The organism is Nostoc sphaeroides (assembly GCF_003443655.1).
GTDB classification, from domain to species: domain Bacteria; phylum Cyanobacteriota; class Cyanobacteriia; order Cyanobacteriales; family Nostocaceae; genus Nostoc; species Nostoc sphaeroides.
Genome location: NZ_CP031941.1, coordinates 1,901,840 through 1,926,877 on the forward strand (window position 1 = coordinate 1,901,840; position 25,038 = coordinate 1,926,877).

The 25,038-nt window shown below is 43.0% G+C and carries 10 protein-coding genes and 1 pseudogene; 9 read left to right on the forward strand and 2 right to left on the reverse strand.

Going from position 1 to position 25,038, the window contains the following annotated elements; genetic code table 11:
- Nucleotides 1-111 precede the first annotated feature (111 nt).
- Nucleotides 112-1,209: pseudogene (locus tag D1367_RS08680) on the forward strand (M48 family metallopeptidase); the annotation flags it as partial.
- A gap of 87 nt (nt 1,210-1,296) precedes the next feature.
- Here D1367_RS08680 and D1367_RS30630 read toward each other — a convergent pair.
- Nucleotides 1,297-1,434: a hypothetical protein gene (locus D1367_RS30630; RefSeq protein ID WP_181985110.1), complete on the reverse strand. Its 138-nt coding sequence runs from the start codon at nt 1,432-1,434 to the stop codon at nt 1,297-1,299.
- Nucleotides 1,435-1,574: 140 nt separating this feature from the next.
- Here D1367_RS30630 and D1367_RS08685 point away from each other — a divergent pair, with 140 nt between their 5' ends.
- Complete coding sequence (locus D1367_RS08685) at nt 1,575-2,369, forward strand: COP23 domain-containing protein (protein ID WP_118165730.1); 795 nt, start codon at nt 1,575-1,577, stop codon at nt 2,367-2,369.
- A 135-nt stretch (nt 2,370-2,504) separates the two neighbouring features.
- Here D1367_RS08685 and D1367_RS08690 read toward each other — a convergent pair whose 3' ends face one another.
- Nucleotides 2,505-2,729, reverse strand: coding sequence for a hypothetical protein (locus D1367_RS08690; protein WP_118165732.1), 225 nt, complete (start codon nt 2,727-2,729; stop codon nt 2,505-2,507).
- Nucleotides 2,730-2,852: 123 nt separating this feature from the next.
- On the opposite strand from D1367_RS08690, the gene D1367_RS08695 reads away from it, so the two are divergent.
- The 7 genes from D1367_RS08695 (at nt 2,853) to D1367_RS08730 (ending at nt 24,897) form a co-directional block, all read left to right on the forward strand.
- Nucleotides 2,853-3,551, forward strand: coding sequence for a PEP-CTERM sorting domain-containing protein (locus tag D1367_RS08695; RefSeq protein WP_118165734.1), 699 nt, complete (start codon nt 2,853-2,855; stop codon nt 3,549-3,551).
- Between the two features lie 70 nt (nt 3,552-3,621).
- Complete coding sequence (locus tag D1367_RS32125; RefSeq protein ID WP_181985111.1) at nt 3,622-8,517, forward strand: choice-of-anchor I family protein; 4,896 nt, start codon at nt 3,622-3,624, stop codon at nt 8,515-8,517.
- A gap of 77 nt (nt 8,518-8,594) precedes the next feature.
- On the forward strand, nt 8,595-14,018 hold the full coding sequence (locus D1367_RS08705; RefSeq protein ID WP_118165738.1) for a phytase: 5,424 nt from the start codon (nt 8,595-8,597) through the stop codon (nt 14,016-14,018).
- A 1,442-nt stretch (nt 14,019-15,460) separates the two neighbouring features.
- On the forward strand, nt 15,461-18,550 hold the full coding sequence (locus D1367_RS08715; RefSeq protein ID WP_118165742.1) for an esterase-like activity of phytase family protein: 3,090 nt from the start codon (nt 15,461-15,463) through the stop codon (nt 18,548-18,550).
- 919 nt (nt 18,551-19,469) lie between these two features.
- Nucleotides 19,470-22,475 carry a peptidase domain-containing ABC transporter gene (locus D1367_RS08720; RefSeq protein ID WP_118165744.1) on the forward strand — a complete coding sequence of 1,002 codons (3,006 nt, stop codon included), beginning with the start codon at nt 19,470-19,472 and terminating at the stop codon, nt 22,473-22,475.
- A 233-nt stretch (nt 22,476-22,708) separates the two neighbouring features.
- Nucleotides 22,709-24,292, forward strand: a complete 1,584-nt coding sequence (locus D1367_RS08725; RefSeq protein WP_118165747.1) for a beta-barrel domain-containing protein — start codon at nt 22,709-22,711, stop codon at nt 24,290-24,292.
- 107 nt (nt 24,293-24,399) lie between these two features.
- Complete coding sequence (locus D1367_RS08730; RefSeq protein WP_118165749.1) at nt 24,400-24,897, forward strand: DUF427 domain-containing protein; 498 nt, start codon at nt 24,400-24,402, stop codon at nt 24,895-24,897.
- The last annotated feature ends 141 nt before the right edge of the window (nt 24,898-25,038 follow it).

The following is a 25,038-nucleotide window of genomic DNA, read 5'->3' on the forward strand; positions in this document are numbered from 1 at the left end:
GCGGAGGGGCATCTCGTGGACTTAAAAGAAAGCTCAGTTAATGTCCTACGGGATACCGGGAGTCGCTGAGAAGCCCACACCTACAGCTTGCTGAGGTGTGGGAGTATGTCACTTGAGCAATATCCTGAATTTATCCCTGGCCATATCCGATATGCTGAAGTATTGAAACAATACGATCGCACTAAAGAAGCGTTAGATATATTAGAACGGGCTTCTTCGCTGTATCCAGATCAACCAGAATTAATTAAAGGTAGAGTTACAGCCCTAGCTAGTGAAAAAAAATGGATGGAAGCGTCTTTAGCGGCACGTCAATTTGCTATTCTCAACCCGAAAAATCCCCAAGCGCCTGAGTTTACAAAACTAGCAGAGGAAAATCTGAACCGTTATAAATCTTATACACAAGGAGAAATTAGAGGCAATGTTATCGGTAATATTATTACAGGTGCTTTAGGTTACGCCGTTACTGGTAGTCTGCTTGGGCCGTTTTCTGCCCTTGATTCTACCATCATGCTGCTACAAGGTGAACAAGCCATAGGTGAGTCGGTGGCAAAGCAGGCAAAAAAACAACTGGGTGTAATTATAGACGAAGATATTTTGGCATACGTCAATGAAATTGGACAGAAATTGGCGAAGGTAGGAGGACGGGACGAGTTTAAATACGAATTCTTTGTGATTCCCGAAGAAAGCCTTAACGCCTTTGCATTACCTGGGGGTAAAATTTTTATTAATGCAGGTGCGATCGCTAAAACTAATTCCGAAGCAGAATTAGCTGGGTTAATCGGTCATGAATTATCCCATGTACTTTTATCCCACGGTTTTCAATTAGTCAGCCAAGGCAACTTGATCTCTAACGTTACCCAATATATACCTCTGGGTGGAACTATCGGTCAACTCTTTGCACTTAGTTACGGCCGCGACATGGAACGTCAGGCAGATAATCTCGGCACACGCCTAATTGTTGCCACTGGCTACGCTGCTGATGGCTTGCGTAACTTAATGGTGACGCTAGAAAAACAGCAAAAAAATGCTCCTCCTAGTTGGTTATCTTCGCACCCAGGCGGCAATGAGCGAGTTAGTTATTTAGAAAACCTCATTACCCGTAATAGCTACAACCGTTACGCTTATGAAGGAGTGGGGCGGCATCTAGAAATTAAAGCACGGGTAAAAAAGCTACTCGAAGAGAAGAAAGCAAGAGAGGAAAAAAAATAGCGTTTTTGATGAATCAAAACAGATAATTATTCGTCACTTAAACTAAGCTGATGCGCGTCTAAAGTATATGAACACTTCTTAGGGTCGTTAACTGTTGACGGTTGACGGTTGATGGTTGACGGTTGACGGTTGACGGTTGACGGTTGACGGTTGACGGTTGATGGTTGATGGTTGATGGTTGACTGCTAAACTAGCTAAAACATTGTGTTTACCGTCATCAGTCATCAGTCATCAGTCATCAGTCATCAGTCATCAGTCATCAGTCATCAGTCATCAGTCATCAGTCATCAGTCATCAGGTGAGTGTACAAATTAAATGTGTAACAGCTTATCAGTTCCCTACATATTTCTACTGGAGGATGATTTATGCCATCACAACTGCTTCGATTGATTTCTTTGGGCAGTCTTGGCTTATCTTTGTGTCTGGGCAATTCCGTAGCAATGGCGCAATATGATTCTACTGGCGATGGCGTTGTCGTACCAACAGTACCATCAGGTGGGTCATCAGTACCAACAGACACATCAATACCAATAGACACATCAACAGGTATACCAACTTCACCCTCAGCTGACGGTACAACTCGGTTTACCTGTCAGACTTACAATGGTCAGTATACCGTTATGTATCAGCCACAAAGTCAACCAGGGCAATACTTTGCTTGGGCTGCGCCTGCGACTTTGGGCGGTGGTTGGGATGCACAAAGGCGTTGTACAGCAATTGCCAGTCGTTTAGAACAGTATCGCCCAGATGGCTTACAAGAACTCCAGACATCTGTCGAAAATAACGAAAATATTGTCTGCGTCACAACAGAAGCTAACCCAACCTGTAGAATTGTGCTGACAGTACCGCGTGGGAAAGATCCTGTTGTTATCCGCAATAGTATTTTTCAGAACTTGACTACAGCTGATAGTGGACAGCAGACTATAGCTGTTAATACTTATGGCGATCGCAGTAGTGGAGCCAACGAATTATATAATTTAGGACGCACACTTCTAGGCGGTGGCAATAATCGGGTTAGTTCATCAAGAAGTGGGATTAATCTCAAACCTTTCCTTGATCGCAAAGATGGTGGTACCGCTAGAAATCTTCGCAATGGAGTAGCAATTCGTCGTCAGTCTCAACCTAACTCTGTTCGCTTAAATCCTGGTAAGTTCCGCTAGGCAAGAGTGGTTTTTAATACAAAATTACTTTCAAATAAAAATATCTAACTACTTATTGTGGGGCGGGCATCTTGTCCGCCTTTTTTAATAGGCAGGCGAGATGCCATAGCAAATATTTGTTATTTTAACCTTTTGCTAGCGGTTTCTTAATGTCACCGAGATAATTTGAGGTTGCTGAATACGGATGAATACTACTAAAATATGTAATTTTTTTACTATATAGCCAATTTTTGGATGAATTAAGTTTTTGCATCCTGCGATCGCCCCACTAATGATCAGGGTTGTGGTGGGCATAGCGATCGCTTTTGGACTGTTACAAAGTGCAGACAAGTTTGGATAATTGCCAAGGGCGATCAGCACTTATATATATTCCCGTTCTATTATTTGGTTGATTTTTTCAGACTTTCAAACCAAACCTGTAATACCTCTATCAATGATGTTGTCAGGATAAATAACCGTACAAACAACTTCTAAGGAGAATTTATGGCGCTTTCAGCCGGAAATATCGCATTTGTAGGTTTTAATGCGGATGGAAATGACAATATCGCTTTTGTGGCGCTCGTTGACATAAACCCTAATGAAGTAATTATTTTCGAGGATAACGAGTGGAATGGCACTGCCTGGGTTGACACAAACGAGAGTGCATTTAGTTGGACAGCTACTTCTTTAGTAACCGCAGGTACAATTGTCCGCATCGACAACATTGGAAGTGGAACGATCACAGCAAGCACAGGAACCGCCACAACTGGCGTTACTGGACGGGGTACAAACAGGGGTATTGCTGGTGGTGACGAAACTATCTATGCTTATCAAGGAAATGCAACCTCTCCCACCTTTATCACAGCGATCGCTAGTGGTGGGTTCAGTACTGCAAATGGTGTTTTAACTAACACAGGATTAACAGCAGGCACTAATGCCATTGACTTCTTAACTGTTGATGATGATGTAGATATTGCTGCATACAATGGTTCTCGCAGTGGACAAGCAGACTTCGCTTCATATCTCCCACTGATTAACAATCCTGCTAACTGGCAGACACAAGACGGGACTGGCGATCAAGGTATTGATGGTACTGCTCCTGATGTACCTTTTAGCTCGACAGCATTTGCGATCGCTAATGGAAATCCCACAGTCAACTTATCCGTCAACACGAATTCAGGAACTGAAGCAGGTACAACCTAGGCTGTTGACTCTGTACCCTTTAGCCCACAAGACTTCATGCAAAAACTGTGTTTTTTATTTTGGCGTAAAGATGGCTGTTACAGGCGCTTTCACACAAGCAAAAACCAGCACAAATAATTTTTCGGGAAATTACCGAAAAATAGCCAAAGTCAACAGCCTAGGTACAACCCAAATTACAGTCACCGCTAATGCTTCTAGTGCTGTTTCCGGTAATCAAACAGTTAACTTAGGTGTAACCGGAACAGGCATCACCGCCGAAGATTACAACCTGAGCAACAATATCATCACAATTCTTGACGGACAAACCGCAGGTTCTGTCACCTTCACAGTTGTGGATGATGTTTTAGTTGAGGGTACAGAAACCGCTACTTTAACCATCAGTAACCCTTCTGCTAATATTAGCCTTGGCACTACCGTTTCTCAAAACATCACGATCGCTGATAACGAAGTTGCTGCGTTTCCAACTGTCAACTTATCTCTGAGTGCTACTGCTGGCTTGGAAGCAAACACAACAGCTATCACCGTTACTGCTACTGCCTCCAGTGCTGTATCTGGCAATCAGACCGTTAATTTAGGGGTTTCGGGAACAGGCATCACCACCGGAGATTTTTACCTCACCAACAATATCATTACCATTCCTAGCGGACAAACCACTGGTTCTGTTACCTTTATTGTTGCCGATGATGCGATCGCCGAAGCAACAGAAACCGCAACATTGACAATTGCTACACCCTCGGCAGGCATTATCCTGGGCAGCACCACTGAGCAAAATATTACAATTACCAACAATAACTCCAGCTTTTTGCAGAAAGTTGGTGGCTTCACCAGTACTAATGGAGCCGAAATATCCGCCTTTGATTCTGGAAGCGATCGCCTGTTTGTGGTTGCTGGCAGCATAGTTGAAGTTTATAGTGTCAGCAATACAGGGGCGCTCACCTCGGCTGGTTCTTTGACAACAGGATTTACGCCGGGAGCAGGGACACAAGCTATTCCCAACAGCGTTGCGGTGAAAAATGGCATTGTCGCAGTCGCCTACGCCATTCAAAACACCAGCACAAACGCCCAACAGACAGGACAGGTGAGTTTTTACAATGCCGCCAGTGGCACATTCTTAAACTCCGTAGCAGTGGGTGCATTACCTGATATGCTCACCTTTACGCCCGATGGCACGAAGGTATTAGTAGCAAATGAGGGAGAACCTAACAGCTACGGGCAAGCAAATTCGGTAGATCCTGAAGGTTCAGTCAGCATTATTGACATTTCTGGTGGCGTGGCGAGTGCAACCGTTGCCCAAGCTTTATTTACGAGTTTCAATAGTCAGATTGCCACGCTCCAAGCCGCAGGCGTGCGGATCACTGGGCCAGGCTCGACGGTGGCACAAGATTTAGAACCAGAGTATATTGCTGTATCTCCAGACGGTCAAACTGCACAGATTACGTTGCAAGAAAATAATGCGATCGCCATCCTAGATATTACCAGCGCCACCATCACCAGCATCTTACCTCTGAGTGCGAAAAATTACAATCTCCCAGGCAATGGATTAGATGCCAGCGATCAGGATGGTGGGATCAATATTCGGAATGTGCCAGTGTTTGGGTTATATCAACCCGATGCGATCGCTAGCTTCAGTGCCAACGGACAAGCTTACTACATCACCGCCAACGAAGGAGATTCCCGTGATTACACTGGTTTTAGCGAAGAAATCCGGGTTGGCGCAACCGGATATGTTTTAGATCCAACTGTTTTCCCCAATGCAGCAACCTTAAAAAATAATGCCAATCTGGGACGGTTGCAACTAACCAACGCCACAGGAGACACTGACAAAGACGGAGATTTTGATCGCATCGAAGCATTAGGGGGACGTTCCTTTTCTATTTGGGATGCAAGCGGTAATCAGATATTCGACAGTGGCGACCAATTTGAACAAATCACCGCAACCAAAGTACCAACTCTGTTTAACTCAGATGGTACAGTTGCAACCTTTGACAGCCGCAGCGATAACAAAGGGCCCGAACCTGAAGGCGTAGTGATCGGAGTCATCAATAACCGCACATACGCTTTTATTGGTTTAGAACGTACTGGCGATGTCATCGTTTACGAAGTGACAAACCCGCAAGCGCCAAGCTTCGTTCAATATATCAACACACCCGAAGATATTGCGATCGAAGGGCTAACCTTTGTCTCGGCGGCTGAGAGTCCCACAGGCAAGCCTTTATTAGTTACCACGAACGAAGTCAGTAAGACGGTTGCGGTGTTTGAAGTAACTCCATCCGTTCGCATTAGCGACATTCAGGGAACGGGGCATATCTCACCCTTGAGAGGTCAAACCGTCAGCAATGTAGCGGGAATTGTCACGGTTACAGCTAGTAATGGTTTTTACTTGCAAGACCCCAACCCAGATAGCGACGATCGCACTTCTGAAGGTATTTTCGTTTTCACCTCATCAGCACCAACCGTATCTGTCGGCGATTCTATATTAGTCAATGGAACAGTCGCGGAGTTCCGTCCCGGTAATAATGCAAATAACCTGACGGTAACACAAATTACTAGCCCTACAATTGTCACACTCTCCAGTGGCAATGCTTTGCCAACTGCCACAATTCTGGGTAATGGCGGCAGAACCATCCCAACCACAGTAATCGATAACGACACGACTGGTAATATCGAAACTGGAACGACCACTTTTGATCCTGCCCAGGATGGCATCGACTTCTACGAAAGTTTAGAAGGAGTGCGAGTACAGGTCAATAACCCGATTACCACTTCACCCACTGCAAGCTTTGGTACATCACAAGAAATTTGGGTATTAGCAGACAATGGGGCAAATGCGACTGGTCGAACGGTTCGTGGTGGTAGCCTAATTAGTGCTTCAGATTTTAATCCTGAGCGGATTCAAATCGACGATCTCAACAATGCCTTAGTACTACCTGAAGTTAATGTTGGTACGCAACTTAGCAGTATTACTGGTGTCGTTAACTACGACTTTAGCAACTATGAAGTTTTAGTATCGGCTGCTCCCACAGTAGTACAGGACAGTACCCTGCAAAGAGAAGTTACAAATTTAACTCCCACCACTGACCAATTGACAGTTGCTACCTTCAACGTCGAAAACCTTGACCCAAGCGATGGTGCAATCAAGTTTAATAACCTTGCCAGCCGCATTGTCAATAATCTGCAATCACCAGATATCATTAGTCTGGAAGAAATTCAAGACAATAACGGAGCGACGAATGATAGCGTAGTTGATGCTAGCACCACCTTCCAAACATTAATTAATGCGATCGCTGTTGCTGGTGGCCCTACATATCAATATCGCCAAATTGACCCAGTAGACGATACTAATGGCGGTGAACCTGGTGGAAATATCCGGGTAGGTTTCTTATTTAATCCCAATCGTGTCAACTTTGTAGATCGACCTGGTGGTACTTCCACTTCCAGCACCACAGTTAGTAACGTCTCTGGTGTTCCTACAGTTTCTAATAGTCCTGGTTTGATTGACCCCACCAACTCGGCCTTTACTAGCAGTCGTAAGCCGTTAGTTGGGGAATTTACTTTCAAGGGTGAAACTGTTTATATAATTGGCAACCACTTTAATTCTAAAGGTGGCGATCAACCATTATTTGGTGTGAATCAACCGCCAACCCTCACCAGCGAAACCCAGCGTCAGCAACAAGCTACCCTGGTGAAAAACTTTGTTGATAGTATTTTAGCGATCAACCCCAATGCCAATGTAGTAGTAGCAGGTGACTTGAATGACTTTGAGTTCTCTAACCCTGTCACCACTCTAGAAAGCGCTGGGCTGAATTCATTAATTGAAACTCTGCCTCAAAATGAGCGTTACACCTACAACTTTGAAGGCAACGCCCAGACACTTGACCACATTTTAGTGAGTAATAGTTTGCTCAGTAAGCTGGATGGGTATGATGTAGTTCACATCAACTCAGAGTTTGCCGATCAGGATAGCGACCATGACCCTAGTGTAGCTCGGTTTAATCTCTCTAGAAACAATGCTCCCACTGTAGTACAACCGATTGACGACCAAATCATCTCTACTGACAAACCTTTTTCTTTCAATGTCAGTAACAAATTTGCTGACGTAGATCAAGGCGACACCCTCAGCTACAGCGCTACAGGCTTACCCACCGGATCTAGTATTGTTGCTAGTACAGGTGTGATATCCGGCACTATCTCCCAAGTTGGCATTTTCGGAGTCACAGTTACCGCTACTGATAGCAGTGGCGCTAATGTTAGCGATCGCTTTGACCTGACTGTTGCTAATAACAAGGCGACATTTGGCAACGACATTATCTTTATCGACCAACTTAGTGGTTTGAACACAGTCAATGCCCTAACTGGGAGCGATCGCGTCATCGGCACTGATGGCAATGAGACAATCGATGGTGGAGTAGGCGATGACTACCTTGATGCCAAGGGCGGTAATGACATCATCTTCGGTGGACTTGGCAATGACACAATCTTAGGTGGACTTGGCAATGACACAATCTCAGGTGAAGTTGGCAATGACACAATCTCAGGTGAAGCTGGCAATGACACACTCGATGGTGGACTTGGCAATGACACAATCTCAGGTGGACTTGGTAATGACACAATCTCAGGTGGATTTGGCAATGACCGCCTAATTGGTTGGGGGGGTGGCACAAACGAAATTGACGTACTCAACCCGCTCATCATTAATCAGGGTGTAGATACTTACGTCTTGGGTGATGCTACTTCAGTTTTCTATGCCAGTTCCGGCAATCTTGACTATGCCAATATTGCCAGCTTCCGAGCAAACGATCAGATTCAGCTCAAAGGAAGTGCTAGCAATTACTCACTAGGCGTGTCTGCAATTAGATCAACTGTAGGTATTTTCACTAACAGTGGTACAGAATTGATTGGTGTTGTGGAAAACGGGTTAAACAGCAATACCAATTTGGCAACAGATACTCGTTTCGTCTTTGTTTAACGCAGATTTAAGCGATTGCCTTTAGGGAAACTTGAAGGCGATCGCGGATAAAGTGAAATCTACCTCAGAGCTAACCTATGGTAACTACAAGCACAGTTCGCTTTTCTCAGTTCAATGCTTCTTTGAATCGCAACGCAAAAGGTCAGTTAGTAACCGATCTGTCTACCTCTGACAATGCTCAAGCAAAAGCTGTTGCGGAAATTATTCAGCGTAACAACCCAGATGTGCTGCTGATTAATGAGTTTGACTACTCCCAAGAAGCAGTTCAGTTATTCAAGCAAAATTACCTTGCAGTCAGCCAGAATGGTGCAAATCCTGTTGATTACCCTTACTTTTACATTGCCCCTTCCAATACGGGTATTGCTTCTGGGTTTGACTTGAACAACAACGGCGCGGCAGTTACAACCCCAGGCGAACCGGGATATGGCGATGATGCCTTCGGATTCGGCAATTTCCCCGGTCAATTTGGGATGTTGCTGTTGTCCAAATATCCCATCGATACAGCTAACGTCCGCACCTTCCAAAACTTTCTCTGGAAGGATATGCCCAATGCTTTGCTTCCCGATGATCCGACAACACCACAGGCAAATGATTGGTATTCCCAGGACGAACTGGAAGTTTTACGCCTCTCCTCCAAAAGTCATTGGGATGTCCCAATCCAAGTAAACGGCGAGACAATTCATGTCCTCGCCAGCCACCCCACACCCCCAACCTTTGATGGCGTAGAAGACCGCAACGGTAAACGCAACCACGACGAGATCCGCTTTTGGGCAGACTATATTACTCCTGGTAAAGGTAATTACATCTACGATGATCAGGGAAAAATCGGCGGGATTGATGCTGGGTCAAGCTTTGTGATTGTGGGCGATCAAAATGCCGATCCTTTGGATGGTGATAGTTTTGACAATGCTATTCGCCAACTGTTGCAAAATCCCAATATTAATACTAATGTCATTCCTACTAGTCTTGGTGGCTCCCAACAAGCAGACTTACAAGGTGGTGCAAACGCTAGCCAAAACGGTAATCCTAGTTTTGACACCGCAGACTTTGCTGATACAACTCCCGGAAACCTGCGGACTGATTACGTATTACCCTCCGCTAACCTGACAATTGCCAACTCAGGAGTATTTTGGCCACTGAATACTGACCCAACGTTCCCCTTGGTAGGTACTTTTCCTTTCCCTAGTTCTGACCATCGCTTAGTATTTACAGATGTGCAAACTGGGCCAAATGAACCAGGTAAAACCATTCCTCGTGCAGGATTTGTGGAACAAACTACCTTTGTTACTGGTTTTATTCCTACTGGCGCGGCGGGAACTGTGAATGGGGTACAGACTCCGGTGGGCGGATTATCTGGTGTCACTTACGATGCAGCTAACAACCGCTACTACTCTGTCTCAGACGATCGCTCTCAATTTGGCCCCGCCCGCTTCTATACTTTAACTGCTGATACTGGGGTGACTTTTACCAATGTCACGCCCCTGAAAGATAGCAATGGCAACTTATTTGCAACATTTAGCATTGACCCTGAAGGCATTGCTTTGACCAATAATGGGACAGTCTTTATCTCTTCAGAAGGCGAAGTTAATCCTACTGCTGGTCGTGTTAGCAATCCCTTTATTAAGGAATTTTCGCTGACTACGGGGCAAGAAGTGCGATCGCTATTTGTCCCCAGCAAATTCCTGCCGATAGTTGAAGATACCAACAGCAACGGTATTGTCGATACAGGTGACACGCAGACATCAGGTGTTTACAATAATTTGGCATTTGAAAGCCTCACTATCACACCCGACCAAAAAACCCTATTCACCGCCACCGAAAACGCACTTTCTCAAGATGGATTAAGGGCTTCGCTTACCAGTGGCAGTCCTTCCCGGATTCTGCAATACAATCTGCTTAGTGGACAACCAGAAAAAGAATACCTTTATATTACCGATGCGATCGCGGATGTGCCCAACCCTAGTACAGGCTTTGCTGACAATGGTTTAGTGGATTTACTTGCGATCGATAATCGTGGCACATTACTGGCGTTAGAGCGCTCCTTTGCCCAAGGTGTAGGCAACACCATCAAAATCTACGAAGTTTCTTTGCAAGGTGCAACAGATATTAGCTTCTACGATTCTCTCAATAATTTGAGTGCTGAACAACTAGCTACTATCCAACCTCCTCAAAAGCGTCTGCTATTAAATTTAAATGATCTGGATTTGCCTAATGGTACAGATAACATCGAAGGCATCACCTTTGGCCCAAAACTAGCAGATGGTAGCCAGTCGATTGTACTGGTAAGTGACAACAACTTCAATCAAAGTCAATTTACCCAAATTCTCACACTGGATGCAGACTTAGTTCCAACTGCTGCACCCACAGTAGAAACTCGTCCCGATTTGTTGGACGATGAAACACTCCCAGTTGATCAACGGGCTGATGCTGATGATCCTGCCATCTATATTAATGCTACAAATTCTGCCGATAGCTTAGTATTAACCTCAGTCAAAAATGCTGGATTGCGGGTTTATGACTTGTCTGGCAATTTGTTGCAAACAGTTAATCCGGGTGGTATTCGCTACAACAATATTGACCTGCAATACGGTTTTAAATTAGGCAATCAATCGGTTGATATTGCGGTAGCTAGCGATCGCAACAACGACAAACTAGCAATCTTCAAAATTAACCCCAACCCTACCACTCCAGGTAACTACCTGGAAGACATCACCGACAGTAGTCTTGGTACTCTCTTCCAAGGGCTACCTTTTGCAGAACCTTATTCCTCATCTTCTCGGAGTGCTTACGGGCTGGCATTGTACCGCAGTCCAATCACCAATGATTATTATGTCTTTGCCAATCGCCGAGAAACCGGAGATATCGCTCAGTTTAAACTGATTGACAAAGGTAATGGCCAAATTGGGGCTGAACGGGTGCGGGAATTCACCATACCCACAATTGAGGGACGCGATCCTCAAACTGAGGGTATGGTGGTAGACCAAGAAACTGGCTTCCTCTACATTGGACAAGAAAATGTCGGGATTTGGAAGTTCCAAGCAGAACCAAACGGTGGCACAACTGGCAAGCTAATTGATCAAGTCAGAGATTTAGGGGGTAATTATCTCACCGATGACGTAGAAGGACTGACCATTTATTACGGCAAAAATGGCACAGGCTATTTATTAGCATCTAGCCAAGGCGACAACACTTTTGTTGCTTACACCCGTGAAGGTAATAACGAATACGTGGGTAACTTTGCCGTTGGTAACAATGGGGCCATTGACAGCGTACAAGAGTCAGATGGTGCTGATGTAATTAACGTACCACTGGGGTCTAACTTCCCATTTGGTTTATTTGTCACTCAAGATGGTTCCAATGAACCTGCCAAAATAGTTAGTGATGAAGGCGAAGAAGAAAATATTAGTTCTAACTTCAAGCTAGTACCTTGGGAAAATATCGCCAATGCCTTCCCTAATTCTCTAACTATTGACACCACAAGTTACGATCCACGCAATCCTGTTGCTCAACCCAAGTTAACTATCTATGAATTTGAAAACCTACCCAAGTTAGGAACAACCTCTGAAAATCAAGATATTTTCTTAGGTGGTTTCTCTGGGTTGTATTTCCAAGGGTTTGCAGCAAATGGGAATCTGAAGTTTGTCACTCACACAGACCGAGGCCCCAATGGAGAACCTGATGGTGTAAACAGACCATTTTTATTACCCGACTTCCAGCCAGAAATAGTCAGCTTTGAACTCAACCGCAGCACAGGTGAAATCAATATTACCAAGAGAACGGGGCTATTCCGTCAAGATGGGACAACGCCATTAACGGGACTGCCTAATTTGCAAGCTGTAGGAAACGGTTTAGCCTACACAGATGAAATTGCCGTTGACTTAGACAACAATGTTCTCGCTAACGATCCTTTGGGTGCTGACTTAGAGGGAATTGTAATTGCGGAAAATGGAGACTATTGGATGGTAGATGAATACCGTCCGGCAATTTACCACTTTGACGTTAATGGTAAACTAATTGACCGCTTTATTCCTCAAGGAACTGCCACTGCACCCAACCCAGATCAACCATCTGCAACATTTGGCACTGAGATTTTGCCAGAAGTTTATGCCCAACGCCGCAATAACCGAGGATTTGAAGCTGTAGCCCTGGAAGGTAATAAATTATATGCCTTTATTCAGAGTCCAATTGATAATCCAGATGTCGCCAATGATGCGACTTCCAGAAGTTCTCTCAACCTGCGAATTCTAGAGTTTGATATTGTCACCAAGCAGGTAACAGGAGAATATTTGTATCTCCTGGAAGGTCTACCGGCAACTGACAAAATTGGCGATGCAGTATCTTTAGGTAACGGCAAATTTGCAGTAGTTGAGCGAGACGACAATGGTACATCTGCTGGCAATAAACTCATTTACCAAATTGATTTAGCTGGGGCGACGAACATTAACAACCCTGCTAACTTTACTTTGCCAGCTGGTAAAACTATCGAACAACTAACCTCTGCGGAGTTAGCTACCGCCAATATTACCCCTGTCACCAAAAGCTTAATCGCTAATGCTGCTCAATTGGGTTACACCGGAGTCGAAAAATTAGAAGGTCTGGCACTGGTAGCACCCAACACTCTAGCCTTGATTAACGACAACGACTTTAACGTTACGGGTAATACTGCTGCTGAAAAACTCGGCATATTGGAACTACCCAATAACCTAACAGTTGTAAAGCCTACTTTCCCCAATGGTTTTGGTTCCACCAACAGCGATACTGTCAATCTTGAACCAGGGCAATTCTTTAATGCTGGTGATGGAGCAGACTTTGTTGAAGGCACTCAAGGTAACACAATTATAGCCGGAAACGGTGACGACATAGTGCTTGCAGGAAGTGACTCTTCAGTTTCTGGGAATGACGGTAACGATCGCATATTTATTGGTCAAAATGGCCCGGCTCAAAATACCAGTGCTGATGGTGGCAATGGTAATGATGTTATTACCGTAGTAGAAGCCAGTGGTAGTAATAATTTGTTTGGGGCGGCAGGTGATGATACTCTCACAGTAATTGAAGGTTCTCGTCAATCATTATTCGGTGGCTCAGGCAATGATACCCTTAGCAGTGGCGGTAGCAATAACCGTCTCTACGGTGGTTCTGGAGATGACAAACTCTTCTCTAATGTCAACGACTCCCTGTGTGGTGGCGATGGTGATGATGTGCTATTTGCTGGTAAACAGGGTAGCGATCGCCTAACTGGTGGTACTGGTGCTGATCAATTCTGGATTGCTAACGCCAGTCTGCCAACTAGCAAGAACATTGTGACTGATTTTGCGATCGGGATTGACAAAATCGGGCTTGGCGGTGTTGGCGTAACTCAATTTTGTGGGCTAACACTGTCGCAACAGGGTAGTAACACTTTAGTGAAAATCGGAAATACAGAGTTAGTTTCATTGCTAGGAATTATCTCAACGAGCCTGACTGCAAATGATTTCGTTTTCTCTGCTAGCGTCGTGGCTTAGTTTGTTGCCTAGTGTTATCCCAATCCTAAATCATTCGTGAACAACGAGATACCCGACTTCTTTAAGAAGTCGGGTATCTAAACATTTCATTAGTTGCAAAGATTTACACAAATGGTATACAGCAGATTGCAACTTGGTAAGGCAATACGCTTGGGTTGAGCGTAAGCGTTACCCAACAAAGTCTCGATAATGTTGGGTTTCCTTCCTCAAATGCCACTTGCTTTAAGTCGGGAAACCGTAAGGGCGCAGTAGCTCCCCAACTTACACTTAATTTATCTGTGAAAATTTAAACGTTTGCAACAAATACTCTTCCATGTATAAGAAAGGCTTAAGTATTTCTTGCAAATGTATAAGTCGTTGCTGCAATTGCTTAATACTTTGCAACAAATACTCTTCCATGTATAAGAAAGGCTTAAGTATTTCTTGCAAATGTATAAGTCGTTGCTGCAATTGCTCAATACTTTGCAACAAATACTCTTCCATGTATAAGAAACGTTTAAATCATTGCAACAATTGTTGTAATGAACTTATGAATTGATTTGCTACCGGAAATCTTAAAATAATCTAAGAGGTTGTTTGAAAAGTAGCTAGCTGTGATTTTAGGTGCTTGTTGATCCCCCCTAACCCCCCTTTTTAATGGGGATTTAGGGGGATCTAGAACATTTTGCTACCAACAAGAGGACTTTTCAAACATCCTCTAAGGAACTTCCAAGTAAAAATATTCCATTGCTATTGTTCACTGTTGACCGTTGACGGTTTACGAGTTTTCAGTCAACAATCAACAGTTAACAGTCAACGACTTTAACTAGACATCATATCAAACTGCAAAATTCAAATTTTATTTTTTGATAATTACAGCGTTTTGCAAGTACACCTGACTTTTCACGTTATGTGGAAAAGCTAACGATTTACCTAACCCCCTAACCCCCAACTCGTCGCGGTACGTGGGAAAATTCAAAGTCTCTCTCCTCTTAGGAGAGAGAAATAGAAGTGAGGTTTTCCAGACACCGCTGAATTGTCAGAAGTACATGAGGTTGTAAATAGATTTTAATCATTTCTTCTGTTTAATTTTATCTTATCTTAATCTTTACATGGAAACATCTTTACTGCTAGCTAAGTTATCTCATAACTACTATCAACATTAAATTCTGAATCTCAGTCTTCCATGCTGATTATTCACTAACACAGATTAGTAGTTGACATTCCACTATTATGTTCAAAGTTTTGATAACTCTGAGAAAATACGCTTTTCGTAAATGTATTCTCGGCGTTAATACAAAATTGGACTTAAAGGGCTTGCCGAAACTATATTTTTGCAACTCTGAAATTTCCCAGTAATTACGGTTTATAGCCTGAGTTCATGATTTATCTCTCCACAAGTAATGAGAAAACTTCAATAGCTTGTGATGCAGTTAAATCCCAATACCCAACCAAAATTTTAAATTATGGCAATTGAGTTAGTCGGCTTTGCTTCTTTACCTGCTGATACCTATGGTGATGGGCCAACTTCTGGTGAAGGAATTTCAGCTAACGGCAGAACGGGGCCTTTTCCAGGACAGCCAATACAGGGCTTTAGCGGTGTCCAGTTTGCTAACAGTAACTCTTTCTACTTTTTGTCAGATAATGGTTACGGTAGCAAAGACAATAGTGCAGATTTTCTACTACGAATCAATCGTCTAAACCCGAATTTTAAGGGAACAGAAAATGGAGATGGCACTGTTAAAGTTTTAGATTACATTCAACTGTCTGACCCTAACAACAAAATTCCTTTCCAAATAGTTAATGAAGGAAGTGCTGAGAGATTACTAACTGGTGCAGACTTTGATGTAGAGTCATTCGTCTTTGATAAAGACGGGACAATCTGGATTGGAGACGAGTTTGGCCCCTACCTGTTGCATTTTGATGCCAGTGGTAAGTTATTAGAGGCTCCGATCGCTACACCCGACCAATTCAAAACTTTAAATGGAGAAGCACCTAAAGTAATTGGCCACAGAGGTGCAAGTGGGGATCTTCCAGAACATACCCTACAAGCATACATAAAAGCAATTGCAGATGGTGCTGACTTTATTGAGCCAGACTTAGTAGTTACAAAAGATGGTGTGTTAATTGCTCGTCATGAGCCTGCTTTGGCAATTTTAAATGCTGATGGCAGCGTCAATTTAAGCAATACAACCACAGACGTTTACGATATTAGCAAATATCCACAGTTTGCCGATCGCAAGAAAACAGTCAGCCTAGATGGCAATACAATTACAGGTTGGTTCGCTGAAGACTTTACTTTAGAAGAAATCAAGACTTTAGGGGCGATACAGCGTGTACCTTTCCGTGACCAATCTTTCAATGGTCAATTTGAAATTCCCACTCTCGCCGAAATCATCGACTTGGTTAAACAAGTAGAAGCCCAGACAGGTAAAAAGATTGGCATCTACCCAGAAACTAAGCATCCCACCTATTCTGCCGAAGAAGCCACTTATGTAGGCACGACAGAAAAAATTAACAGAAACATCAGTGAGATACTGATCGATACACTCAAGGCCGAGAACTTCACCGATCCAAGTCGGATCTTCATCCAGTCCTTTGAAGTAGGTAATCTCAAGGATCTCCACGATCGCATTATGCCAGAAGCAGGAGTGGATATTCCACTCGTCCAACTTCTAGATGCATCTGGCATTGAGCTAAATGGTACGCTCATAGAAACTCAGCCTTATGATTTTGAAGTCAGTAATGATCCTCGGACTTATGGTGATTTACGGACTCCACAAGGCTTGGCTGAAATTGCCACCTATGCTGATGGCATTGGCCCTTGGAAACGGATGATTGTTAGTGTCAAAGGTACTGATGCTAATGGTGATGGGTTGGCAGATGATGTCAATGGGGATGGAGAAGTAAATGATGCTGATAGGACAACGTTACCTCCCACGACTTTAATTCAAGATGCTCATAATGCAGGCTTACAGGTTCATCCCTACACCTTTCGGAACGAAGACCTATATTTAGCCGCAGATTACCAAGGTAATCCAGAACTAGAATTTCAGCAGTTCTTCCAATTAGGGGTAGATGCGCTATTTACAGACTTCCCAGATACAGGGGATAAAGTTCGAGATTTTTTGAGTGATCCTCAGAATAACTTAGTGCGATCGCCACAAAACCCCGATGTTCTCTCAGGAGATGCTTTTGCTAACTTGGGTGGTTCCAAAGGTTTTGAAGGCGGAGCAATCAACGCCAGCAAAACCAAACTCTATATGCTGCTAGAGGGTACGGTTCAGGGTGATCCTGCTGGTGCTTTGCGGATTAATGAATTTGATATCGCTAGCCGTGAGTACACTGGTAAAAAACTTTACTACAAGTTGGAAAATCCTGCTTATGCGATCGGCGATTTAGCTGTCATTAATGACAATGAATACTTAGTCATTGAGCGGGATGGTGGTCAAGGGGCTGCGGCTGAATTTAAGAAGATTTACAAAATAGACTTGTCTAAAACAGATTCTAATGGCTATGTAGCTAAAGAAGAAGTTGGCGACTTGTTAAACATCCAAGACCCCAACGACCTGAATGGAGATGGTAAAACTACCTTCGACTTCCCATTTGTAACCATTGAAAATGTGTTGGTTGTTGACAAAAACACCATTTTGGTAGCTAATGACAACAACTATCCTTTCTCTACAGGCCGTCCTGGAAATGATCCTCAAAATCCAGTTATAGACAACAATGAAATTATTCTGTTGAAACTGGAGAATCCCCTCAATCTTGCTCCTGGTTTAGGGCAACCTCAATCTGAAGTAATTAAGTTTGGCTCCACTACCAGCGATAATGTTACACTTCAGCCAAATCAAACCTTATTTACAGGCAACGGAGCAGATTTTGTCGAGGGTAATAAAGGTAACACAATCCAAACTGGGAACGGGGATGATACGGTGCTTGTGGGTAGTGACTCATCAGTGTCCACAGGCGATGGTAACGATCAGATATTGATTGGTCAAAACGGCCCGGCTCAAAATACTAGTGCCAATGGTGGTGCTGGTGATGATGAAGTTACCGTAGTTGAAGCCAATGGTATTAATAATTTGTTTGGGGCAGCAGGTAATGATACTTTGACAGTAGTTGAAGGAACTCGTCAATTATCCTTCGGTGGCTCAGGTAACGACACCCTCAAGAGTCAAGGTAGCAATAACCGTCTCTACGGTGGTTCTGGAGATGACAAACTCTTCTCCAGCGCCAATGATTCTCTGTTTGGTGGCGATGGCGATGATGTGCTATTTGCAGGTCAAGAGGGCGGTAATCGCCTCAGTGGTGGCACTGGTGCTGACCAATTTTGGATTACCAATGGTAGTCTGCCAGCTAGCAAAAACATTATTACTGATTTTGCGATCGGCATTGATAAAATCGGTCTGGGCGGTATTGCCCTCAGTAGTCTAAGGGTATTGCAACAGGGTGCTGACACTCTCGTGAAAACCGGAAATACAGAGTTGGTTTCATTGCTGCAAATTAACTTAACTAGCTTGACTGTAAATGACTTCGTTGGGTTTAGTTAAGTAATCAAACGGACATAATATTACTTAGCAAAATAATACAACCCCATCTCGGTTGCGATATGGGGTTGTTTTATGCATAGCAATTAGGGAACTCCAAAAAATAAATTATTCCACATTAAAGTCGTTGACTATTGACTGTTGACTGAAAACTCGTGAACCGTCAACGGTCAACAGTGAACAATAGCAATGGAATATTTTTTTACTTGGAAGTCCCTTAAATGGACTCAATATTAATTAAATCAGTAAATTTACTGAAGGCAGTTATAGTCTTTGCTTCATAAATTTAACTTGAGTTCTCCAGTTAATTTTTCTGAAATTAAGCTAGCAAAAAAGTGATGGATAATTCTTTTACAGGTCGGGTATGGCGCTGTTTACCAAGGAAACCTGACCGTCTTTGCCATCAGTGATACTGTCAATCCCTATAATAATTTGTAAAAAACAATTCTAAAATTTCAAGTTTTTTTGATTACATAATTCTTAACTAGGGTATTTACTTAAAAAAGCATCTGTGATAATTTCATGTTGATTATCATATTATATGTAGAATGGGCAACGCTAAATTTAACAACTGCGTTTCTGTGTCTTAGTTTAATGATGAGTATCCATTTTACATAATTGCAATTTTACTGAGTTAAAGTTTGTATAAATTATGTAATATTAACCAAGTGATAACTTATCCTCAATGTATTTACACTATACTTTAACTTTCTTTTGAAAAACGCATAACTAACAATTGTAAGCGTGTGATATAAATACAGTCCTGCAATTAGACAAACCTCCCCTCTGTACTTTTACCTATTTAGACACCGGAATTGCACAGAAGTCTTGCCAAGACTAGCAGAAAAGCCAACACTGATACTGTTAGTAAGGAATACTCCCTAATGTTTTCGGCTTAATTCCTCACTTTTACTTGTTTTATATGACTTATATTAAGAACACTTTTCTGGAATTTGTCACTACCCTAGAAGGATTTGAGCATTTACCTGATGCTGCGATCGCTAATCTATCAGAACAGGTGCAAGCTTGGCGCTATCGGATAGGTCAGAAAATCATCGGTAAAGAAAGTCTCCCGGAACACATCACGATCATTTATGAGGGACAAGTGCGCCTGTTGGGATACGATCCCCAGACGCAACTGCCAATTACGCTAAAATTGCTGCAACCTGGGGAAATTATCGGCGAAATTGGTTTGTTGCGCGATGTTGCCTGTGAAACCGCGATCGCCTCCACCGAAGTAGTATGTTTAACCGTGAGTGCATCGGCATATTTTAGCTTTCTGGGTTTATACCCAGATTTTGCCGATGCACGCAAGAACCGCAGCTATTTAATAGAAGTTTTCGATATTCTCAGTTCATATTGGAAACAGCAACCCCTCGCTACTTTAAATTTTAAAGAAGTGGCAGAAAACGCCTTACCACAGGCGAAAATACATTACCTCCCTCCAGGGGCAACTCCATTCAACCAACTCGATAGGGAAAGAGTCTGGTTTTTGAGTGGCGGAGGTACAGTAACGAATTTCTCACCAGGCGATCGCATAGAATCGGACAATGATAGAGACAATATCCAAGTCATAAGTCAAAACCCCGCCCGGTTGGTTGGTATACATCCGTCAGATTTGGTCTTGGAAGATAGTCATGAGATAGTCCTTGCGGTAAGTAACACTAAATCAGATAGCGCAGAAGAATTAGATGATATTCCCTACGCATCAACCGAAATAGTTCCCCAGACAACACCCCAAACCTCCAAGAGTTCGTCAAAACAAAAATACCCGTTTTTTAGTGGTAAGGGAGAATTAAATACAGCCTTCGCCTGCTTCCAAATGATCGCGAAGCACCTAGAAATGCCGTTTCGTCGAGAAGTGGTTCGCCGCATCTTAACTGAGCAAGTCAAACGTCAGGGTGTCATATCGTTTCAAGTTACTGCTTACCTGGCAGAGTTAATCGGACTGAAAGCGCAGTTGATAGAGCTACCAATCGCCTCGGTGTCGCGCATTCCGACACCGGCGCTGATTCGCTATGGTGATAATTTTGCCGTTTTATATGAAGTGGATGCAAATATCGCAGTTGTGGGTGTCCCATCCAAAGGGATTGTGCGCTGCAAACCCGCTGAATTGGTTGAACAATTAGAGGTTGATCCAACCGACTTTCCGCCCAAAGTTAGGGTATTATTGCTAACTGCAACTAATCAAACACCCCAAGAGCGTTTTAGTTTACGGTGGTTTATCCCCTATTTATCAAAGCACCGTCGAGTCCTGATAGAGGTTTTTGTCGCTTCCTTTTTCGTGCAGTTGGCAGCGTTGGCGAATCCTCTGGTGGTTCAGTTAATTATCGACAAAGTTATCACTCAAAATAGTATTGGCACACTACATATTTTGGGGATTTTACTATTAGTAGTCGGACTATTTGAAGCCGTATTAACTACCTTACGAACCTACTTATTTGTCGATACCACTAACCGGATCGATATGGGGTTAGGGTCACAAATTATTGACCACTTATTACGTTTACCACTGCGCTACTTTGAACGCCGACCGGTGGGTGAACTTTCCACTCGCATCAACGAATTAGAAAATATCCGCCAATTCTTGACTGGTACTGCCTTAACAGTCGGGTTAGATGCTCTATTTTCCCTGGTCTATATCGGTGTGATGCTGATTTACAGTTGGCAACTCACCTTAGTAGGCTTAAGCACAATTCCAGTGTTTGTGATTATCACCTTAGTTGCTTCTCCCACCATTAGTAGACAGTTACGTGCCAAAGCCGAACGCAACGCCGAAACTCAATCTTATTTAGTGGAGGTGATGTCAGGAATTCAAACCGTAAAAGCGCAAAATATCGAATTGCGATCGCGCTTTTCTTGGCAAGAGCGTTATGCTCGGTTTGTCGCCGCCGGTTTTAAAACAGTTGTAACTTCCACCCTCGCTAACTCCACCAGCAGCTTTCTCAATAAACTCAGTAGCTTACTCGTGTTGTGGGTAGGAGCTTATTTAGTACTCCAAGGAGAATTAACTTTAGGCGAATTAATTGCCTTTAGAATTATATCGGGTTACGTTACCAGCCCAATATTGCGTTTAGCTCAACTCTGGCAAAGCTTCCAAGAAACAGCCTTGTCTCTAGAGCGTTTAAGCGATATTGTCGATACGCCACAAGAAGGAGAAACAGACCGCTACAATATACCTTTACCTGCGATTAAGGGAGCGGTGAAATACGAAAATGTTTCCTTCCGTTTTGGCACAAGTGGGCCTCTGCAACTTTCTAATGTCAACCTCGAATTTGAGCCAGGGAAATTTGTCGGCATTGTCGGACAAAGTGGATCTGGTAAAAGTACGATGATGAAATTACTGCTGAGACTTTACGAAACTGAGTCCGGCAGAATTTTGATTGATGGTTATGATATTGCCAAAGTGGAACTCTATTCACTGCGACGACAAATTGGCGTAGTTCCCCAAGAAACGTTGTTGTTTGACGGAAGCGTTCAGGAAAATATTGCCCTCACCAATCCCGATGCGACAACCGAAGAAATTATCGAAGCGGCTCAGGTTGCGTGCGCCCACGAATTTATCATGAACTTACCCAACGGTTACAACACCCGCGTGGGAGAACGGGGTTCTGCACTTTCAGGGGGACAACGACAAAGAATTGCGATCGCTCGCTCTGTTTTACAACGACCAAAATTACTGGTTTTAGATGAAGCGACCAGCGCATTAGATTATCCCACAGAACGGCAAATATGTCTCAATTTAGCCAAAGCCTTCAAGGGTGATACAGTATTTTTTATTACCCATCGGCTGAACACTGTAAGTAATGCAGACATGATCGTAGTGATGGATAATAGCAGGGTGATAGAACAAGGTAGCCATCACGAATTAATGGCTGCTAAAGGTCATTATTTTTACCTGTATCAGCAACAAGATGTGAACTTGTAATTAGTCTTCGTAGTGAGCGATTCATCGCTCAAAACAAGGATTATCAGGACTAAAGTCCTTACTACAAACTTTAATTTATTTACGCCGAGCTACTTATAGCAATAACTGTAAGGTGGGTACTATCACAAAATATCAAAATCAAGGTTTTCGCATTGGTAAAGAGTGCCCACTCTACAAAAAATCCAAAATCGTTCGACTCAACGCTCACGACAAGTCCAAAATCTAAAATCGTTATGACTCAACTTAATGGGAATCACGTCAACGGTAATCAGAAAAACGGTAATCACAAAAATGGAGTCAAGCAAGATTCATTAGTACTTACAAAACAACAGAAAGCTGCTCAACAGTCATTAATCAACTCAAGTAGTCAGGAATTTGAGCAATCTATTGTCTTGCGCCAATCTCCAATTTGGTCGCGGACAATCATGGTGACTTTAATGGCCTTAGCCTGCTTTGGCATTGCTTGGGCTTATTTTGCCAAAATTGAGCAAGTAGTGCCAGCAACAGGGCAATTAAAGCCAGAAGGAACAGTCAAAGAAGTTCAGTCCCCTGTTAGTGGAGTCGTGAAAACAGTTAATGTTAAAGATGGACAAGCAGTAAAGCCAGGAGAGTTGCTGCTAACTTTTGATTCCATCGCTTCTGTTGCTGAATTAGATTCTTTGAATAAAATTCGCGTTGCATTAACTAAAGAAAACCAGATTTATCGCCGATTGATGACGGCAACTAACGCCAGTGGTTCTGAACTGTTATATTTGCGCGGTAATTTGCCACAAGAAACTGCTTTTCTGCTGAAAAGTAGGTCAGCCTTAACAGGAGAAAATGAATTATTACGGACTCAATTAAAAAATTCTGGTGTAGGTTCTGAGCTAGGTATTGATGAGCAACAACTTCTACAAGTTGCCAAAAAAGAATTAGACTCTCGAACTTCAGCAGCGCGATTAGAAGTAGAAAAAATTAAAAAACAACTAGCTCAAAATAAATATAAGCTGGAAGATAGTAAAGCAAGTTTAGCTATTCAAGAGGGGATTTTAGCTAAACTTAAGATATTAGCAGTAGAAGGTGGTATTTCTCAGCTTCAGTATCTCAACCAACAACAAGAAGTACAAAACCGCACGGCAGAAGTAGCGCAATTAGGTGAGGAAGAAAAACGCCTCCAGTTTGATATACAAAAAGGGCAACAAGAGTTAAGCAATACGGTGGCTCTTTCTGATAAAAACATTTTGGATAAGATAGCTGATAACAAACAGCGCATTGCCCAAATCGATAGCCAATTCATGAAAGTTATTTTAGATAATGAGCAGCGTTTAGCAGATGTCAATAGTAAAATCTCTCAAGCACAGTTAAATGTTAAATATCAAGAACTCCGTGCGCCTGTAGCCGGAACAGTTTTCGATTTACAAGCTAAAAACCCTGGATTTGTAGCGACTCCGACTACAAAACTGATGCAAATAGTCCCAAATGAAAACTATATAGCTGAAGTATTCATCACTAACAAAGATATCGGTTTTGTACGAAAAGGTATGAAGGTAGATATCAGAATTGACTCTTTTCCTTACAGCGAATTTGGCGATATCAAAGGGGAACTGGCTGGGATAGGGTCAGACGCATTACCGCCAGATCAAACACATCAATTTTATAGATTTCCGGCAAAGCTGCATTTAGATAAACAATCTTTAGTGATTAGGGGTAAAAACGTCCCCTTGCAATCAGGTATGTCCATTAGTGCCAATATAAAAGTACGCGAAGAACGGACTGTGCTGAGTTTATTCACTGAGATGTTTACCAAGCAAATTGATACTCTTAAAGAGGTACGTTAAATCTAGTGAACAGTCAACAGTTATCAGTTACCCTGCGTATATTGGGAGATAAAAAAGCGCCATTAACGCCTATCACTAATCGGCAATTATGACATCAAGATTTTACGATGGTTAATTTTCAACGCATTGAACCCGCTCCCGGACAAGAATCAGTTTGGGATTACCCCCGTCCTCCTCGTCTGGAGGACACAAGTAAACATATCCAAATAATCTTTAACGGCGTCAGAATTGTAGATACCCACAACGCCAAACGTGTTTTAGAAACTAGTCATCCTCCTTCTTACTACATTCCCCCTGCCGATATCAAAATGGAATATTTGCAGCTAACACCGCAATCTAGCTTTTGCGAGTGGAAGGGAAGTGCTGGTTACTACACAATCCGAGTTGGTGAAAAAGAAGTCCATAATGCTGCCTGGTTTTACCCTAGCCCTACACCAGCTTTTGGAGATATCAAGGACTATGTAGCTTTTTACGCTCATTTAATGGATAAATGCTACGTGAATGACGAAGAGGTGCAACCACAACCAGGTAACTTCTACGGCGGTTGGGTCACCAGTGATATTGTTGGGCCTTTCAAAGGCGCTCCTGGTACTTGGGGATGGTGAGCAAATTTGAGAGCGATCGCGGTTTCTAGAAGAATCTTAGTCTATCTTTCAGACAGCGATCGCAAAACACCCAACCTAGTGGTCTGTCAAATTCATTTTGACGGTTAGGGAGACGCGATAAATCGCCGTCTCTAGAAGACG

What these genes read in the sequence shown, in the direction of transcription:
- D1367_RS30630 (WP_181985110.1), bottom strand. Translation starts at nt 1,434, where the DNA reads ATGACTGATGACGGTAAACACAATGTTTTAGCTAGTTTAGCAGTCAAC.
- D1367_RS08685 (WP_118165730.1), top strand. Translation starts at nt 1,575, where the DNA reads ATGCCATCACAACTGCTTCGATTGATTTCTTTGGGCAGTCTTGGCTTA.
- D1367_RS08695 (WP_118165734.1), top strand. Translation starts at nt 2,853, where the DNA reads ATGGCGCTTTCAGCCGGAAATATCGCATTTGTAGGTTTTAATGCGGAT.
- D1367_RS32125 (WP_181985111.1), top strand. Translation starts at nt 3,622, where the DNA reads ATGGCTGTTACAGGCGCTTTCACACAAGCAAAAACCAGCACAAATAAT.
- D1367_RS08705 (WP_118165738.1), top strand. Translation starts at nt 8,595, where the DNA reads ATGGTAACTACAAGCACAGTTCGCTTTTCTCAGTTCAATGCTTCTTTG.
- D1367_RS08720 (WP_118165744.1), top strand. Translation starts at nt 19,470, where the DNA reads ATGACTTATATTAAGAACACTTTTCTGGAATTTGTCACTACCCTAGAA.
- D1367_RS08725 (WP_118165747.1), top strand. Translation starts at nt 22,709, where the DNA reads ATGACTCAACTTAATGGGAATCACGTCAACGGTAATCAGAAAAACGGT.
- D1367_RS08730 (WP_118165749.1), top strand. Translation starts at nt 24,400, where the DNA reads ATGGTTAATTTTCAACGCATTGAACCCGCTCCCGGACAAGAATCAGTT.